This is a genomic window from Litorivivens sp., from assembly GCF_041625495.1.
Taxonomy (GTDB): Bacteria; Pseudomonadota; Gammaproteobacteria; order Pseudomonadales; family Spongiibacteraceae; genus Litorivivens.
In genome coordinates this window covers 1-17929 of sequence record NZ_JBFJTH010000077.1, presented here as the reverse complement: position 1 = coordinate 17929, position 17929 = coordinate 1, and the positions used below count along the sequence as shown (strand labels likewise).

The window sequence follows — 17929 nt, the reverse complement described above, 5'->3', positions numbered from 1 at the left end:
CGTGACAGGCCGGCATTCTAACCAACTGAACTACCGGTCCGCATAACAAACAAACTCGTTAATTGGTGGGTGGTGACGGGATCGAACCGCCGACCCTCTGCTTGTAAGGCAGATGCTCTCCCAGCTGAGCTAACCACCCCCCGAACGAGTGAGGCGCATTCTACCGAAAACCCGAGGCTTGTCAAACGTAACTACAAAGAAATTTAAAGTTTTTTTGCATTTGCATGAATGCTGAACAATTCGTCTGTTATTTGAGCGAAATCAGGGGATTGGGAAACCTGTACAAGCCACTCCATCGCCTTTACCATAGCCGCGTTTTCATACAGGTAAGTCTCGTGGACGTATTCAAGGAATTCACATTCGAAGCGGCACACCACCTTCCGAATGTGCCGGAAGACCATAAATGTCGTCGCCTCCACGGACACAGCTTTCATGTAAGGCTAACCGTAAGTGGCGAGCTGGATGCCAACGCCGGCTGGATCATGGACTTCGCCGATCTCAAACGCGCCTTCCAAGCTACCTACGAGCGCCTGGACCACCACTACCTGAACGACATTCCCGGCCTGGAAAACCCGACCAGCGAAAATCTGGCGATCTGGATCTGGGACCAATTAAAGCCCACCCTGCCCCAACTCAGCGCTGTCGAAATCAGAGAAACCTGCACCAGCGGCTGCATTTATCGCGGCTAGCGCCCCATTTACTCGCACAGTGCCCGCTAAGTGTTACCGTCAGGCGACGCTATGTCACAGTTTTTTCGTTATGTGCGGTAACACGTTACATTTTTTGATCAGATTGGGTAACAATTATTCACAAGGTGATTAGGGATTTATCATCCGCGCCCCAAAACCGCCCCCCACTGACACCCTGCATCAACAAATTAACGTAACCCAATGTTTTTATTGGAATTTGTTTCAATGTTGAAAAATTAGCCAATTTGCTGAGGTGCACTTGCCGCGCGCTTTCGCGAAGGAAGTCGACATTTTATTCACTGAGTTATCCACAGATATTGTGGAAAACGTCACGAGAGATTCACAGTTACGACCCTATAACCCAAAACGCCTTTCTACCTAGCCCCCGTCGCTGCTACAATTTCGTGACAATAAAGTGTCACCTATATGAACAAAAGTTCTTACTTTAATATTTCTGAAACATTTTATTCACATAATACGCTCCGAGATCTGCCTCGGCGCAACCTCCGACGATCTCAACAATAAACGGCACCTAGCCAACCACATAGATGGAGACTGTGAAATGAAACGCAACCTGCTGGCCCTTTCCATTGCCGCCCTATCGGGCAGTGCCCTTGCCGGTACCGTAACCACTGAGGGTGACGATCTTGTTATTGGCTCCAAGGGTGACCTGAGCATCAAGAGCGCCGACGGCAACTTCAGCTTTGCAATCGACGGTCGCCTGATGTGGGATTTTGATTCCTATGACGGCGTACACCACAGCACTGGCGGCGATGCGCTGGAAAGCGAAGTACGCCGTTCACGCGTGGCTTTTAAAGGCTCTCTTTACAAAGATTGGCACTACAAACTGCAATACAGCTTCAATGTAGACAGCTCGGCCAAAAACCAGATGGAAGATGCCTACATTATGTACACTGGCTGGAATGTCGCGGACGTCACCGTCGGCAAATTCAAGATTCCCTTCGGCCTGGAAGAACTGACCAGCTCCAAGTACATCACCACAATAGAGCGCTCAGCGATGTTCGAATATGTGTCAGCTGGTCGCAACTACACCAACGTGCAACTGAGCAACGGCGGAGACAACTACAGCTGGGCCTTTGGCGCTTATGAGGGCTCAACAGACGACGAAGGTAGCGAGCTCTACAATCTCGGTGGCCGCGCTACGTTCGCACCAATTGCAAGCAAAACCCAGGTTGTTCATCTCGGCGCCGCCTATTTTCAGTCAGACATCGAAAAAACTGTCCCAGTAACTGCAGAATTTGATCAGCGACTTGCTGTGCACACTGCCGAAAAAATCCTGCTCACATCGCCCGGTGATTTCAACGCCACCGACCACGACCAGTTTGGCGTGGAAGCAGCCTGGATGAGCGGCCCCTTTTCAGTACAGTCAGAGTATGTTGCATCTACCTGGGAAAACGATGCCAACGAAGTTGAGTACTCCGGCTACTACGTACAGGGTGCATGGACTGTCACCGGTGAATCGCGCAGCTACAAAGCAGCCGATGGCATATTTGATAAAATCAAGCCCGCCGGTGCGAAGGGCGCCGTAGAGCTGGTCGTTAAATTCGAACACGGCGAGATCGACGATGACCGCACCGGTGCAGTTGAGAACGCGTTCGACAACATCACAGTAGGCGCTAACTGGTATGTGAACAATAATGTTCGCCTGTCACTCAACTACATCACGACTGAGCTAGACGAGAAGATTACTCGCGGTGTAAGCCAGGAAGATAGCGGTGACGCCATCTCCACCCGCGTACAAATCATCTGGTAGGATCTGCCGCATAAAAAACCCGGCGACAGCCGGGTTTTTTTACTCCATAGCCTCTGCTTATTAATAACTCCACTTGGCGCTAAGCCCCCAGCTTCGACCAACTTCCTGCTCAATAATCGCGACGTTGCGTCCAGACGCATTGTCCTGCTCAAACTCGCGCTCTTCTTCGAGAATATTCTGCACTTTTACGCTGAAAGACAGTGTATCTGTCGGATAGAATGTGTAGGTCAGGTCCAGTGAGTGGAATGGCAATTCAAAGGCATCATCGTTACCCGCCACGCCCGCAAAATAGATACGATCACCAAACACGTTGTAGATCAGTGACGCACTGTGCACACCGTCGGGCGAATCGAATCCGAGCTGCGCGTTCATTACATATTCCGAGTGACCGGTCAGACGACGGGAGTCATTCGTCAGTACATTGTTGGTGGTATCAATTTCAACATCCGAATCGCTTAAAGCAATGTTCCCGGAGATAAAGAACCCATCCACACCAACCATATCTGCGGGCAACGTCAACAGGCCTTCAACCTCAACACCGACAATACTTCCGGAATCAACATTTTGATAGGTCAGGACAACATTGTCATCCGAGCCCGGTTGACGCACTGTTTCAATTGGCGCTTTGATATCTTTATAAAACAACGACACGGTGAAATTATCTCCGTTTTCGTAGAAAAACTCGGCTCTCAGATCGACGTGATCGATATCCGACTTTTCGACAAAGGGATTACCGCGAACACGCTGATTGATCTCGGGATCAATATAGACAACCTGGGCAGTTTCACGCAGATCAGGGCGAACCGTCGTTTGTGCAAAACTGGCACGCAGCTGATATTCCTCAGCGCCAAACATCCCCTGATCCGCATAGGTCAACGCCGCGGAGTGATACCAATCATCTTCGACAAATGCAAAACGCTGGTTCGGATCAGCCAGCGCTTGTGCCTGCGCCTGCACTGATGCGCCAGTAAAATCCAGCAGGTCGACAGTCAACAAAGCCTGCTTGTATTCTTCCCAGCGCGAACCCAGCGTAATGCGCCAGTATTCATTCAGGCGCCAATCCAGCTCGCCAAAGTATGCATTCAACTTTCTCACTGCAACATAGCTTTCAGTACCGAAGTTGCTTCCCAGCGATGCAGAAAAGTTGTTATCCAGATCACCTAGTATGGGATCGGACATCACACGGCCTGGGCCGCCTGACAACACGGAACTAGACAGGCCGGTAGTGTTTACATTGAAGGTATACTGGTAGTACTCACGCAGCTTCTCAGATGCAGCATAACCACCTCGAACGGTCAGCTCACTGCTATCCAAAAACAAGGGCAACTCAAAATCCCCCCCCCAACTTTCCTCGTCATCATTGAGCTCAAGAAATGTGTGTTGCCCCGCCGCCGGAGCCGGAGAAATCTGCGTAAATCCAGTGCCCAGGTCTGTTGTACCGTTATAATTCGATTGATTAGGCACATCGGTTGTCACTTCCGCATCCGAATAGAACCAACTGACACGCAAGCTCTCCAGAAAACCAAGCTGGTCAGTCCAATTGTAAACCGGCTCAAGACCTTCCAGGCTATGCTTCCCCGTCAGCTGATACATCTGGAGCTGGCGTTCTTCAGCGCGGGTTTGATATCTAACAACTTGGTCGCCGTCGGCCTGTGAGTTATTCTGATCGAAGCCACGTGAAATAAATGCATCCTTCACGTCGTGCTGTATATCAAAGTAACTCAAACCCAGAGCATGCGTATTACCGTACTCCACACCAAACGTAGCTGAGTACGTTTCGCGGTGCTCCTCTGCCGTACGTTCAACTTCTGAAAACCGCGACTCCGGATTTCCAATTTCACGTTTTACCTGATCTTTATTACGAAATTGATCACTGACCGAAGCGCTGATGGAACCGCCAACCAGCCACTGGTAGCCCACATCGAAAGCGTTACCGAGTGCAAGCTTATAATCGCTATCCAGACTTTCCAGATCTTTTTCTATTGCTACGTTACGCGGCAGCGCTAAAATCAAGTTACGCTGAATCAGCTCGGCCTGCTGTGCGGTTGTATTGTTGCCGGCATTATTTTCAGTCGCAAAAATATTACTCTGGGAAATATCGCCACGGTAGCGAGCAATACCATCAGCAATCGCACCCGGCAGCGGCTTGATACTACTATCACTGTATTGCAGCCCACTGCTGCTTACGCTGTTGCCGCCAGCACCCACGCTAATACTAAGCAGTGGCGCCTTCGGAAAGCTCTTGGTACGAATATCAATTGCGCCCCCTCCGAAATTGGCCGGCGTCGAAGAACCAAACGCCTTTTGCACTTTGATCGACTCCACAATCGAGGTTGGGAAGAGATCCAAAGGAATAACGCTACGCGCCAGATCGGGGGACGGCACAACGGCCCCATTAACGGTTACGCTCGAATAGCGCTCACCAAGGCCTCGAATGTAGACAAACTTGCTATCAATCAGCGTAAGGCCGGGCAGACGGCGCAGGGCTCCTGCAATCGTGGAGTCGCCGGCTCGGGAAATCGCCTCAAAGCCGAGAAAATCAGCTGAGTAGGGAATGTCGATACGCTCATCGACAATGGACGCCGCAACACTCTTGAGTCGTCCTGTTACCACCACCTCTTCGATGGAGCCCGGAGGTGTTACCTCAATGGCGGCGCCATTGATTTCTTGCGCCAGCGCAGATTTAGCAGCCAAAGCGGTTGCAAGTCCCACGGCCAGCGACAAACTATTTCGTTTAATTTTTTCCATGATAAAAACCCACTGTCCTGGATAAGCCTGAAGTAACGTGGTCGATTACATGAAGGGGCGCGTTAGCGCCCCTTGCTTGTTTTTCAACCTGCTTCGTGAAGTAAAGACAGCCATTACGGGGTCAGGGGTTTATCGAAGCCAACTGCCCAGCCAGTCAACCAGTCATCGCTGGCATTTGCGCCGCCGAGGTAGGTCGGCTTCTTAAAGATTGACCCCAGAGAGGAGACATCAAAAAGCTGTGAAGATTGATCAAATACGGTGGTGCCCGCGCCATTTTTGATTGCGGAAGCTGTCAGATAGTCACGTTCTTGTGAGCTATCGACCAACACAGAGCCGATGGCGCTTGCTGCCACATCGCTACCAGTGATCAACACATTGTTGGTATTAGTGTTGGCAGGCGTCGCCGCATTGGCTCCACCACCCGCTAGCCAGTTAACGAGATCGAACCCTGTATTTGCCGCGTCGGCACCGACCTTTGTCGCCTCACCACAGGCGATCACATTGCTAGAAGCTTTACTGATGCCCGCCTGCGCAGCGTCAATAGTTTCCGGGCCTTCAGAATCATCCAGCTCAAGGCACTCGTTGCTCGCCAGTGATGTCGCATAGGAAGTGACCAGCGAGTTGTACATTTCAAAGAAAGCGCCTTCGCGGAACAGCGGACCTTCGGAATCACCTTTTGCGCTCACGTTAGTACCAGCATTCTCGTCAATGTTGCTGGTTACGCAGGTGAGGTTAGATATGCGCAGTTTGGTTGTCGGTGTGAACGCATCACTTCGGCTACCCCCCGTGTTGTCGCCTTCAATACAGCGGTTGGCGCCAGACGTGTGCACCACCACAGCGTACTGAATGTCCCCGTTGTAACCCTCAGAGTAGTCGATAGAGTCATCACCCACGTTGACGGCGACAATGTGATCCATATTGACCGCGCCGCCGAACATTTCAAAACCGTCATCCTGGGAAGTGTATGTCTGAACATGGCTGATCGTTGTACCACTACCTACCGCGTTGAGCGTGAGAGCATTGAGTTCATCACCGTCAACCACCTCAAAACCAGCGTGCTTGATAACCACATATTTCAGCACACCCGAATTCTCAGCATTGTTGTTACCACCGTAGGTCGCAGGACGACCTTCAGCGGTTACATGGCAGTTGTGAACATTGTTAGCTGTGGCAGCAAAATCGCTGACCGTGCTTGGTGCACCCGAGCCTGTTGGCGAACCGTCGTGGCATTTGTTGGTCCGACCATTACCATTGATCTGAACCCCGCCCCACAGACCGCGATCGCTTTCGGTCGCCGTGCCCAGCATGGCGTCTTCATCAGCGGTGAACACGATTGGACTATTGGCGGTACCTTCTGCGAAGATCTGTGAACCACGGGCGATACGTACGTAGCTGTCGGGTTGCTTGAACACCATGGTTACGCCAGCGGCAATATTCAGACGAGTACCTTCGCCTTCCTGTGGGATGCGCTTGCCGGATTGTGCAGCAGTGGCGTTGACGTCTGCGCCGATAAACAGGCTATCTTCAAAAATGTGTTTCCCACCAAAGTTGGAAAACGTAATGGAAGACACTGTGATCGGTTTGCTGTCGCTGACGAACAGTGCGCCGTATACGCAATCTTGTCCGTCAAAGTTTCCCTGGAAGGTCTGACCTGATTCTGTATAGCTTGCACATACATTACTGCCCGCGCCGTCCCCGGTGCCACTGCCTGAACCATTACTAATGGTAGTGGGCGACAGGTTAACGTCACCGCTGTCTGTGCACCCAACCAGCGCGCCAGCGACTACCCCAGAGACCAGAATTTTTTTCAACATTGATGTTGCTCCCAAATATCATCGATTTTTCAGTGTGGGTTTCAGTTACGCGTGATTTCCGGCAGCGAGCACCTGAAACCACCTCCACATTGGTAACTGCGGCAAAGCCTACGCCCGGCAAGTGACCGATTTGTGACAAATAGGCGACACTCTTATGAAGCTTTCTTCCGACGTTTTGGGGGTGCGGCGACAATGACAATGTAACCAATTGATATATAAGGGAGTAATAACGAAGCAGAAATGAATGTTTTTTGACAAACGGGATTAGAGGGGGGAGCCCGTGCGACAGCCGTCGCAGGGTTTTCGTGACAGTGAAATCAAAAAAACGGGGGCGGCTAATACAGTTTCCTTGCGCCCCCGCCAGATTTAAACCTTATCCATAATCCAGCCGAGAACATTGGCCACGGCGTTGAAGAACATCATTTTGATCTTCATCCACCAGGATGGCGTTTCACGAATTTTACGGTCTTCCTCAGCTTGGGTGAGTATGTAGGCTTTGATCAGTCGCGAATCTTCTTTATCAAGCACATCGCCGAAACCCACCATACCCGCCTTGCGCATCATGCCGTCGAGCACGACCTTGTCGAAGTTTTCGTAAAATACGCCAGGCAGATGACGAAGGTCTGGGACCGCACCATTCGATACTGCATCGGTACCATGACAACCCGAGCAATATTCATGATAAAGCGTGCGCCCCGCTTTTAGCTCTTCTGCACTGACCTCCGGCGGCTCAGGCGCTTCAAACAGCGTTTTCTCCGGGTTTTCTGGCAGCACTGCCTCACCGCCAAGCTTGAATGTCAGAACACGACTCGGCGGGATACCACCCTCCTGTTCATAGCCGGATATCAGGCCAAAGGCGCCGCCCCAGCCGGCCAGTACGGTGACATACTGTTCGCCGTCTATGCTGTACGTTACAGGCGGTGCAATCACTCCAGTGTGGGCATCAAACGACCAGCGCTGTTCGCCGCTATCGGCGCGATATGCACGAAATTCACCTTCCGCCGTACCCTGAAATACAAGATTACCGGCCGTTGCAAGCACGCCGCCATTCCAGGGTCTTGCGTATTCCACGACCCATTTCGCCGACTGTGTTTTGGGATCCCACGCCAGCAGCGAACCAGTGGTCACCTGCTTCAGCATCAGCTGGGCCAGGATATGATTCGGCGCAGCGTCCTGCTCAAGCACAACCCCAAGATTCCAATGGCCCCACTTATGCAGATACTGTTCGACATCGCCGTACTTAAACAACGCATCAATAGCCGGAATATACACCAAACCTGTTTGCGGGCTGTACGCCATCGGATGCCAGTTGTGCGCCCCCATCGATGACGGCCGGATAAACTCTGCACCATTGCGATAGCGAGCCCTATCAGTTTCCACAGGTCGTCCGGTGCTCATGTCGTAGTGCGTGGCCCAATTGACGCGGGCATAAGGTTCTGCAGAAAGCAGCTCGCCGCTTTGCCTGTCGATAACAAAAAAGAAGCCGTTTTTGGGTGCCTGCCAGATGACTTTACGCTGCGTGCCCTGCCACTCCATATCAGCCAGCATGATGTGCTGGGTGGCCGTAAAGTCCCAGGATTCGCCGGGCGTCTGCTGATAATGCCAGAGGTACTCTCCGGTATCGGGATCGAGCGCGACAATCGATGACAGGTACAGATTGTCGCCGCCATCCGGACTACGGACCTTGTGGTTCCAAGGTGAGCCATTGCCTACACCCAGGTACAGTTGATCCAGTTCAGGGTCATAAACAATGGAATCCCAAACGGTGCCGCCACCGCCCATTTTCCACCATTCACCGGTCCAGGTTTCAGCGGCCTGTTTCATCGCTTCATTTTCGAAACCATCGGCAGGGTTGCCCGGAACCGTATAGAAACGCCAGACTTCTTCACCGCTATTCACATCAAACGCGGACACAAAGCCGCGAACGCCATATTCGGCGCCGCCGTTTCCGATAACGACCTTATCTTTGAAGACGCGGGGTGCGCCTGTAATGGTGTAGGGGTATTCCTTGGTATCTGCCGCCTGCACTTCCCACAGCTTTTTGCCCGTGGCTGCATCCAGCGCAATCAGTCTTGCATCCAAGGTTCCGAAAAACACTTTGCCCTGGTAAACCGCCACTCCACGGTTTACCACATCGCAGCAGGCCATCTTCGCCCATTCGCGCGGCACCTCAGGATCGAAGCGCCAAAGTTCCTTGCCTGTGCGAGCATCAAGCGCGTGTACAACACTCCAGTTGGCGGAGACAAACATCACGCCGTCAACGACAATGGGGGTTGCTTCAAGGCCCCGATTAAAATCAGTATCGAACGCCCAGGCTAAACCCAGCTTGCCCACGTTTTCGTCATTTATCTGCGTCAACGCGCTATAACGCTGTTCGTGATAATCCTTGCCGTAGCTTAACCAATTTTCGGGTGCGCCCTCGGCGATGGCTTGGGTGCCAACCCGTTCGGTGGCTGTGCGGATTGTCGTTTCGGCAGGTGTGCCGAAAACCAGCGTACTTGCCAGGCTGATGCCCAGCACAGCGCATATAAATTGACGCATTCGTTACCTCAGGAAAATCTTATTTTAAAGTGGTCGTTCCTGGGCGGGTGCGGGGATCAGCCAAATTCAGGACGAATGCCCTGCTTGTCACTGTAAAAGTCCCGGATCGTCGCAAGATCGACATCGTAGTCTCCGGTAGTCTGTACCAGAGGTCCAAAACCGACCGTTTTCGACTTCGTATCCAGAAACGCCAGTTGAATAGGCAATTCCACTCGGGTGGCAATATGGTAAAAACCCGCTTTCCAGCGATCTACCTTGCCGCGGGTACCTTCTGGTGCAATCAGCAATACCAGTTTTTCCGAGCGGCGAAAGGCATCAGCCGCCTGTTCTACGGTGTTGCCAACCGCCGTGCGATTGATCGGGATTCCTCCCAGCCATCTCACGAACCAAGCGATGGGAAAAGGAAACAACGTGTGTTTTCCAACCCAATGAACATCCAGCTTGTATTTCAAGACTACCGGTAACATCACCAGAAAGTCCCAGTTACTGGTATGGGGCGCCGCGATCAACACGTACTTATCCAGTTGCGGCGGCTCTCCCACTGTTCGCCAACCCGTTACCTTCAGCGCCAGAAAGGACACAGCCCGCATGATTTGCGTTATTACTGGTGTGCTGAAAATGGTCAGCTGCTTGCGCTTTATCAACCCTGCTACCGCCCTGTGTTTACGTTAATAATCATATCAAACCGTTGCCGCGTTACATTGGTGCGAACGGCCACCCTAGCTGTCAAACTCTGCCACCTTGCCTTCCATCCGCGCGGTCAGCGCCTTCATCACATCACCCTGACTCAACATGCCGGCGTTCCAGGTGGCGATAAAATTCAACCCGTCAGCCACGGAGTGATCGCGAGTATAGACCAGCATCTCCTTAGTACCACGGATCGCCAGCGGTGATTTGCTGGCAATGTCAGCAGCAATTTCCAACACCGATGCCATCATCGCCTCGCGGCTCTGGTAAACGTTGTTAACCAGACCAATGCGCTGAGCTTCGTCAGCTTTGACGTCACGGCCGGTATACGCCAGCTCTCGCACAACACCCTGCGGTACGATATGGGGTAGTCGCTGCAGCGTGCCGACGTCTGCGGTCATGCCAATATCGATTTCTTTGATGGAAAATTTAGCATCCTCTGCGCAGTAACGCATGTCGCAGCAGCTAACCATATCGATACCGCCGCCAACACAGTTTCCGTGGATCGCCGCAAGGACTGGTTTTCTACACTTTTCAATGGCCGTGAGGTTGTCCTGCAGGCGCAAAATGGTCTGCCTGAGCTGCTCTGCCGCACGCGCAGGATCTGATTGGGCATCTCCCACTACACCGGCAAACATATCCAGATCAATACCAGCGCAAAAATTCTTACCCGCACCGCTAAGCACAACAACCCGTGCGTCCTCTGCGTCAGACAAATACTCGAAGCAGACCTGCAGCTCTTGCCACATAGGCAGGTTCATCGCATTCGCTTTCTCCGGTCTGTTCAGTTGCACGTGAGCAACGTGGTTTTCGATCGATACGGAAAGTGTTTCGAAAGCAGGGATCATGGGTGTGTTCCTCTTTTTCAATTCAGTAACGCTGGGACCAACGCAAACTACATACCTTATACTTGACTACAGCTGATTCAGCCGGGCCAGCGAGTCACAAATTGCTCTGCGTCATAGTTTGGCAGGGGCTTGGCTCGCCCCTCGCGGGTACCAATGTACAGGTAGCCGACCAGCGATTCCCCGGCAGATAACCCTAAACCCTTAAGCACATTGGGATCAAAAGCATTGGCTCCCGTGCGCCAGATTCCGGCCAAGCCCATCGCTTCTGCCGCCAGCAATATGCCGTAAGCTGCGCAACCGGCAGACAGCTGCTGCTCTATTACTGGAACTTTGGGATGCTCAACAAAACGGGTCACAACAGCGATAACCAAGGGGGCTCGCAAGGCTTTGGACCTGGCCTTTTCCAGCTCGGCTTCTGTAACTTCGGGGTTGCGCTGTGCAAGCGCTTTGGCAAACAGATTACCCAGCGCATTGCGCGCCTCACCTTCAATGACCAGAAAACGCCAGGGCGTCAAACGCGCGTGATCAGGCGCGCGCATCCCCGCTTGAATAAGGGTAGTAAGCTGCTCCGCATCCGGACCGGGCTCGGTGAGCTTAGCTGCGGAGTTTCGCTGCTTCAGTAGAGTCAGGGCATCCATGGCATCCACACTATTTCGCTTTGAGGTCAGCTTTGATTTGTTTCAGTTTTTCTGGCGTCGTCGGCTCGCCACTTTCGTAGTAGGCTTTCATGCTCAGGGCTACATCGCGAATGACCGAGCGAAATACATTGGCCAGCACGCGGCGATGCAGAAAATCGCCCAACCAGCCCCAGCGCATGGTAAACAATAAAGAGGTGGTCAGCGCCGTCTGGTTATTGCCAGCATCGTCTAACTGATAACGAAAATAGGCCTCTTTAAAGGGTGGCTGAGAACCGTGTTCGCCCCGGTGAAGCTTGATAAGGAAACCGTGCCCCTCATCCCATTCCACCACGGTTTCATCGAGGGCTCGGGTCTCTGATTGATAGACTTTGCGACTGGCGCCCACACCTTCTTTCTTTGCGGTGGTAATTTCGGTTTTGATGATACCGGGCACGTAGTTATGTGCCTGGCCCAGATCACGTAAACGCTTCCAGGCCTGGTCGCGCGGTACTTTCATCACTACCCGCGCTTTGGCTTCACCATTCATTAATACTGCCTCCCTCCTCAGACTGATACGAAAAACGCGCAAATTATCACCAATTGCGGCTTTTCGACGGAGAACGGGCGGTTTCAGCCCCTTTTCCGGCGACACATTCAATCATGAAAGTGGCGGCTTGTCTTGCCGGGAGGGCCAACCTTGATAAATTTTTAGGTGGACGGGCGGCCTGAGGCCGCCTCCATGGGATCAGACCTTATTCAACCAGTCTGCATAGGGGGTTTCCACTGCCAATGACACCGGCTGAGCATATCCGGGCAGTGATATTTCAGTGTCACTCAGGGTGAGCTCTTCACCCGATAACACTTGATGGTCAAAACGATAGATTACGTTGGCGGTTCCACTTATGGCTTTATCATCGTAACGCGCCGCCTCCACAGCAACGGCCTCTTCTTTCGCCTGCCATTGCGCGAGTACCCTTTTGCCGTGTTTTGCCTCAAGCAGTCGTCGGGTAGCCGCCGGGGAAAATGCCGTCGCGGTCGCGTTGTTGCCGCCAAAGCCTTTGGAGTTTAACAGCGCTATATCGCAATCGATTTCACGATGCGCCTGGCTCAGACTTAAATTTGAAGTGTGTATGTCGTCGGCAAAGCGGCTGACCGTTGCGATACCCGGTAAAATACCCTCCGCCCACACACCAAGTGTGGCAGCAAGCTGATCTCCACTGGCTGAAGATATGGTATGCCCCAGATAGGCCTTGATCGCTGCTACTGGCCAACTGCCAATTCCAAACGCTTTGGCTACTTCATTAAGAATATGCGATTCGGTCAATCGGTTCTGCGGGGTACCGGTACCGTGAGCTTGCACAAAACTGCGTTCACGCAGCGCCGTGTCCCCAAGGATTTCACGCGCCAACGATGCCGCTTTGGCCACCGTAAGGTAATTACCTGCCCCCGGCGAAGAGATAGACTTCTTGTAGCCATCGGCATTGATGAAGACATCCGGCACCGAGCCATAAATCATCGCCCCCTGCTCCAGCGCCAACTCGTCATCCATCAGCACCACAAACTGAGTAGCTTCGGCAATGGTAAACCCACAGTTCTCAGCAAAGGGGCGACAGGCACGTCGATAATCCGCCTCGCTCAACCGATCGGTGCCGTCGAGCTTCATCAAGCCCGCATCCGTAGCCAAGGCTCCCATCGTCGCATAGCCGTCAATGACATCGGGATTTATCGGTGCTTCAGCAGCGCCCACGATCGCGATGCGCGCCCGCCCACTGCGAATATCTTGCACGCCCGCGCGCAGGTTGTAGAGAAAGGTCGCACAGGCGCCCAACGACGGCCCGGTACTGCCGATATTGCCCAGTACATAGGCATTGACGAAATCGGAGGGCATATCGGCCAGTCCCAGCGCCAACTGTTTGGAGGTAACCCGTTTGCCGCTGTGGCGGGCGGACAGCAGACCAGCGAAACTATTATCATCGAGCTGTGCCATCGCTGAACTGGCATAAACTCCAACCTGATCTGGCCGCACTGCAGACAGCAGCGCTTGCCACTCAATCCCCACCGACTGTATGGCATCTGAAGCACCGTAAATGGCCAGCTGCAGACCGCGGGGGTGATTGCGCGACGGGTACAATGCCGCTGGATCAAAACCGCTCGGCAACTGCCCTGCAGCACGCACTTCGCTGGTTCGCGTGGTCTGCACCAGAAAATCGCTGACGCCACGCATATCAACCCGCACCCGCCCCTTTTCCACCTCGGTAACAGTCCAGCTCTCTGGCAGGGTTTCCGGAAGGTTGCGCGCGCGAGTAACAAAACTCACGGCTTCTTCGGCCGGTGCTAACGGCATATGCCGGTTGCAGGGAATCGCTTCGGTATCAAACCAGTCCCGTTCGATTTTACGAATCAGGGTATGGTTGAGAATGTCATCGCGGTCATGCACGGAGCGGCCCATGAGCGCCGCCAGACTCTGCAGCGTGCGCTGCACCTTGCTTTCAGGCAGAGCATCGAGCACCAATCGGCGGTAGCCGTGGTGGAAAGATGATCTGCCCGCTGGATTAATGCCCCCAAAGCCTGTTATTACCGGTAACCGCGCCACAATACTAATCCTGCCCACTTCATCATTATGTGGCAGCTATTTTAGGAAAGGCGGCGGCGCCGTGATTAGTATAATATGGCCACTTTAAGAGATAATTAAGCCATACAATATTAGCATGGTAAACATTGCACTGATCGCACTTCCCAACGCGCTCACCTCGAGCATCAGCCTGCCAGCCGAAATGCTTAACGCGGCTGCCGACCAGTTGCGCATACAACGGCAACCCGCGCCGCGAGTGTCACTGGTGGGGCTTACCCGGCAAAAGGTCAATACCGCTGGCGGACTAGTGCTTGAGCCCGACCTTACGATAGCCGCATCGAATACCTATGATCTGATCATCCTGCCCACGCGCTGGCGTCAGCCGCTCAAACATATAAATGTGGCCCGGCTGTCGCCCTGGTTGCGATCGCAATATGACGCCGGAGCCACCCTGTGCACGGTGGGCACCGGCAGCTACCTGCTGGCCGAAGCGGGCCTGCTGGAAAAACGGCCAGCTACGACCCACTGGCACTATTTTGATGATTTCGCCCAGCGATATCCGCAGGTTGAACTGATCCGCAATTACCTGATCACGGAATCTGAGCGGATTTATTGCGCTGGCAGCATCAACTCCATCGCCGACCTTCTGGTACACCTGATTGGCGAACGCTGGGGAACCACCGTAGCCCATCGGGTGGAACGCCAGTTTTCACCTGAGATCCGACGTCCCTTTCACTCCCACGCCTACCGTGTTGGCCAGACCGATCTGCATCGCGACGAAGCCATTGCCGCGCTGCAGTCTTGGCTGGCCAAGCATCTTCACCAACCAATCGCTTTGCCAGATCTTGCGGTCGAAAGCGGTCTTAGCACACGCAGTCTGAGCCGGCGATTCAAGCGCGCGACCGGTCAATCACCGCTCGATTATCTCAACACTCTGCGCTTGCGCGCGGCACGCGAGCTGCTGCAGCAGAGCAATCTCGCGGTGGGCGAAATCGCCCAGACGGTCGGCATTGGCGACCCCAATTACTTCTCCCGCTTGTTTCGTCGGGAGTACGGAGAAACACCCGTCAATTACCGACGCAATGTACGCGACAAACTGTTCCGAGCTTGAAAAAGATTACAATCGCGTCAGAATGGGTAACACATGTGTACTTTTAGCTGAGCCGCGTTCGATAATCAGGCACATCAACCTGGTTTTATTCGATAAGCCTGATAGCGACAGTGCTGTCTGCGCAAAGCATAAGAGAGAGTCAACCATGGAAAATACAGCCCAACTTCCCATCCCCTTCGGTTGGTACTGCGTATCCCTGTCTCGGGATCTTCAGCCCGGCGAGGTTAAACCACTACGCTACTTTGACCGGGAAATGGTGATGTTCCGCACCGAAGCGGGTGAAGCTAAAGTGCTTGATGCCTACTGCCCGCACCTTGGTGCCCACCTCGGTCACGGCGGCAAGGTCACTGGCGAAAACATCGCCTGCCCGTTCCACGCCTGGGAGTTTTCCGGCGAAGGTGTCTGCAAAACAGTGCCCTATGCGGCCAACATGCCCCCCAAGGTAGCCAACGGCAAACCCTGTATTTACGCCTACCCTACGGTTGAAAAAAACCAATCCATCTGGGTCTGGTACCACCCGGAGCAGATTGCACCGCTATTTGAGGTAGAAGAACTTCACGAGCTACACAGCGACGACTGGACCGACATTTCCACCTACGAGTGGACCTTCCGTTCGCACATTCAGGAAACCGCTGAAAACGGCTGTGACGCTGCACACTTCATGTATGTCCATGGCAACCAGGATGTACCCAAGGGAGAAGTGAAGCACGAAGGTTTTCAGCGCCACGCCCATTTCGTCAGCAAAGCACCGGAGATTTTTGAAGACGGCACATTCGACACAACCGGCACCCTCTTCCGCGACTCATTCCTGGACACGTCAAGTAACGGGCCCGGCCAAACCTGGCAGCGCTTTAGCGGCGTATTCGAGACTTTTATGATGGGTACAGTTACGCCGATTGACGAGAAAACCGTTCACCTGCGGTTTATTTTTACCCAGCCCAAAGAAATGAACGAAGGGCAGGAAATCATGTCGCAGGCAGTGATCCAGAATGTTGCCCTGCAAGTTCAGCAGGATATGCCTATCTGGGAGCATAAAGTCTACCGCCCTCAACCGATACTCTGTGATGGTGACGGCCCCATTAATCAGTTCCGGAAGTGGTTCAGCCAATTCTACGCAGACGGCAGTGGTAGCAGCGAATCCAAAAAAGACACCAAGGCCGCCTAATTTCACAAGCCCGCAAACCGGCGCTTACGAGCGCCGGCCCTGCCCCCAAAAACCCCGCCTACCCTTGCCTACAGCGCCTCACCATGGCTAAATGCGCCCTCATTTTATATACCGAACAGCAAAGCGAGGGCCTCGTATGTCATCCGATTCCGTTTATATTGTCAGTGGAGCAAGAACCCCGATGGGTGGTCTTCTCGGCGCACTGAGCGGCGCGACAGCCGTTGAACTGGGTACCACCGCGATCGCCGAAGCCGTTAGCCGCGCTGGTATCGATGGCAAAGACATCGAAGAAGTGATTATGGGCTGCGTATTGCAGGCTGGCCTGAAACAGGGTCCTGCCCGCCAGGCAGCACTGGCCGCTGGCGTCCCCAAAACCACCGGCTGCGTGACCGTCAACAAGCTGTGCGGCTCAGGCATGCAAACCACCATTTACGCCCACGATATGATCAAGGCAGGTAGCTGCAATATCGCGCTGGCTGGCGGCATGGAAAGCATGAGCAACGCACCCCACCTGGTCAATGGCGCACGTGGCGGCGTAGGCACCGGCAACAAAGGCCTGGAAGACCATATGTTTTTTGATGGTCTGCAGGATGCCTATAAAGGTGGATTAATGGGCGCCTTTGCCCAGCAAACTGCTGACGACAATGGCCTTACTCGCGAAGCGATGGACGACTTCGCCATTGAGTCACTCAAGCGCGCACAACAAGCGATTGAAAACGGCAGCCTGGACGCTGAAACTGCACCGGTTACGCTTAAAACCCGTAAAGGCGACGTTGTGGTAAAACACGACGAACAGCCAGGAAAAGCCAATCTGGACAAGATTCCCACCCTGAGACCGGCGTTCAAGAAGGACGGTACGGTAACAGCGGCCAACTCCAGCTCCATCAGTGATGGCGCTTCTGCGCTGGTGCTAATGAGCGGCGCCGAAGTAGAAAAACGGGGCATCAAACCCTTGGCGCGCATCGTGGCCCACAGCCGCAACTCACACGAACCCGAGCTGTTCACCACCGCCCCAATCGGCGCCATCGAAAAACTCTATGCCAAAACCGGCTGGACCAAGGACGACGTGGATCTTTGGGAAATCAATGAGGCCTTTGCCATGGTGACCATGCTGGCCATGCGTGACCTGGAGCTTGACCACGCCAAAGTGAACGTACACGGCGGCGCCTGCGCCCAGGGCCACCCGATTGGCTCAACCGGTGCGCGTATCATCATCAGTCTGATCTACGCCCTGCAGAAATACGGCAAAAAACGCGGTATCGCAGCACTGTGTATTGGCGGCGGCGAAGCACTGGCCACAGCTATCGAGCTGGTATAAAAAAACCGGGGTCGTATCGAATAAAAAATACTCGATCCGACCCCG

Annotated in this window: 13 protein-coding genes and 1 tRNA gene; 5 read left to right on the top strand and 9 right to left on the bottom strand. The window is 53.5% G+C overall.

Annotated elements, in window-relative coordinates:
• Positions 1 to 63: 63 nt before the first annotated feature.
• A tRNA-Val gene (locus ABYP39_RS10570) sits at positions 64 to 139 on the bottom strand.
• Between the two features lie 196 nt (positions 140 to 335).
• Here ABYP39_RS10570 and queD point away from each other — a divergent pair.
• Both queD and ABYP39_RS10560 read left to right on the top strand, forming a co-directional pair.
• Entirely contained in the window at positions 336 to 689 is a 354-nt protein-coding gene (gene queD / locus ABYP39_RS10565) for a 6-carboxytetrahydropterin synthase QueD (protein WP_372760209.1), read from the top strand.
• A gap of 562 nt (positions 690 to 1251) precedes the next feature.
• The gene (locus ABYP39_RS10560) at positions 1252 to 2463 is read left to right on the top strand and encodes an OprO/OprP family phosphate-selective porin (protein WP_372782458.1); all 1212 of its coding nucleotides are present in this window, start codon (positions 1252 to 1254) and stop codon (positions 2461 to 2463) included.
• A 60-nt stretch (positions 2464 to 2523) separates the two neighbouring features.
• Here the strand turns inward: ABYP39_RS10560 and ABYP39_RS10555 are convergent, their stop codons facing one another.
• From ABYP39_RS10555 to ABYP39_RS10520, 8 genes are all read right to left on the bottom strand, one after another.
• Entirely contained in the window at positions 2524 to 5211 is a 2688-nt protein-coding gene (locus ABYP39_RS10555; protein ID WP_372782456.1) for a TonB-dependent receptor domain-containing protein, read from the bottom strand.
• Positions 5212 to 5324: 113 nt separating this feature from the next.
• On the bottom strand, positions 5325 to 7025 hold the full coding sequence (locus ABYP39_RS10550) for a hypothetical protein (protein ID WP_372782454.1): 1701 nt from the start codon (positions 7023 to 7025) through the stop codon (positions 5325 to 5327).
• Between the two features lie 366 nt (positions 7026 to 7391).
• Positions 7392 to 9566, bottom strand: a complete 2175-nt coding sequence (locus ABYP39_RS10545) for a PQQ-dependent dehydrogenase, methanol/ethanol family (RefSeq protein ID WP_372763896.1) — start codon at positions 9564 to 9566, stop codon at positions 7392 to 7394.
• 56 nt (positions 9567 to 9622) lie between these two features.
• Positions 9623 to 10210: a lysophospholipid acyltransferase family protein gene (locus tag ABYP39_RS10540; protein WP_372763895.1), complete on the bottom strand. Its 588-nt coding sequence runs from the start codon at positions 10208 to 10210 to the stop codon at positions 9623 to 9625.
• A 75-nt stretch (positions 10211 to 10285) separates the two neighbouring features.
• Positions 10286 to 11101 (bottom strand): crotonase/enoyl-CoA hydratase family protein, encoded by an 816-nt coding sequence (locus ABYP39_RS10535; RefSeq protein ID WP_372782452.1) that lies wholly within the window; start codon positions 11099 to 11101, stop codon positions 10286 to 10288.
• Positions 11102 to 11178: 77 nt separating this feature from the next.
• Positions 11179 to 11739, bottom strand: a complete 561-nt coding sequence (locus tag ABYP39_RS10530) for a nitroreductase (RefSeq protein WP_372782450.1) — start codon at positions 11737 to 11739, stop codon at positions 11179 to 11181.
• A 10-nt stretch (positions 11740 to 11749) separates the two neighbouring features.
• On the bottom strand, positions 11750 to 12265 hold the full coding sequence (locus ABYP39_RS10525) for an SRPBCC family protein (protein WP_372758424.1): 516 nt from the start codon (positions 12263 to 12265) through the stop codon (positions 11750 to 11752).
• Positions 12266 to 12463: 198 nt separating this feature from the next.
• On the bottom strand, positions 12464 to 14311 hold the full coding sequence (locus ABYP39_RS10520) for a beta-ketoacyl synthase (RefSeq protein WP_372782448.1): 1848 nt from the start codon (positions 14309 to 14311) through the stop codon (positions 12464 to 12466).
• A gap of 115 nt (positions 14312 to 14426) precedes the next feature.
• On the opposite strand from ABYP39_RS10520, the gene ABYP39_RS10515 reads away from it, so the two are divergent.
• The 3 genes from ABYP39_RS10515 to ABYP39_RS10505 all read left to right on the top strand — a co-directional run bounded on the left by ABYP39_RS10515 (position 14427) and on the right by ABYP39_RS10505 (position 17884).
• Complete coding sequence (locus ABYP39_RS10515; protein ID WP_372782446.1) at positions 14427 to 15401, top strand: GlxA family transcriptional regulator; 975 nt, start codon at positions 14427 to 14429, stop codon at positions 15399 to 15401.
• A gap of 145 nt (positions 15402 to 15546) precedes the next feature.
• A complete protein-coding gene (locus tag ABYP39_RS10510; protein WP_372782444.1) occupies positions 15547 to 16566 on the top strand; it encodes a Rieske 2Fe-2S domain-containing protein in 1020 nt (339 codons plus the stop codon).
• A gap of 136 nt (positions 16567 to 16702) precedes the next feature.
• On the top strand, positions 16703 to 17884 hold the full coding sequence (locus tag ABYP39_RS10505) for an acetyl-CoA C-acyltransferase (RefSeq protein ID WP_372758426.1): 1182 nt from the start codon (positions 16703 to 16705) through the stop codon (positions 17882 to 17884).
• The last annotated feature ends 45 nt before the right edge of the window (positions 17885 to 17929 follow it).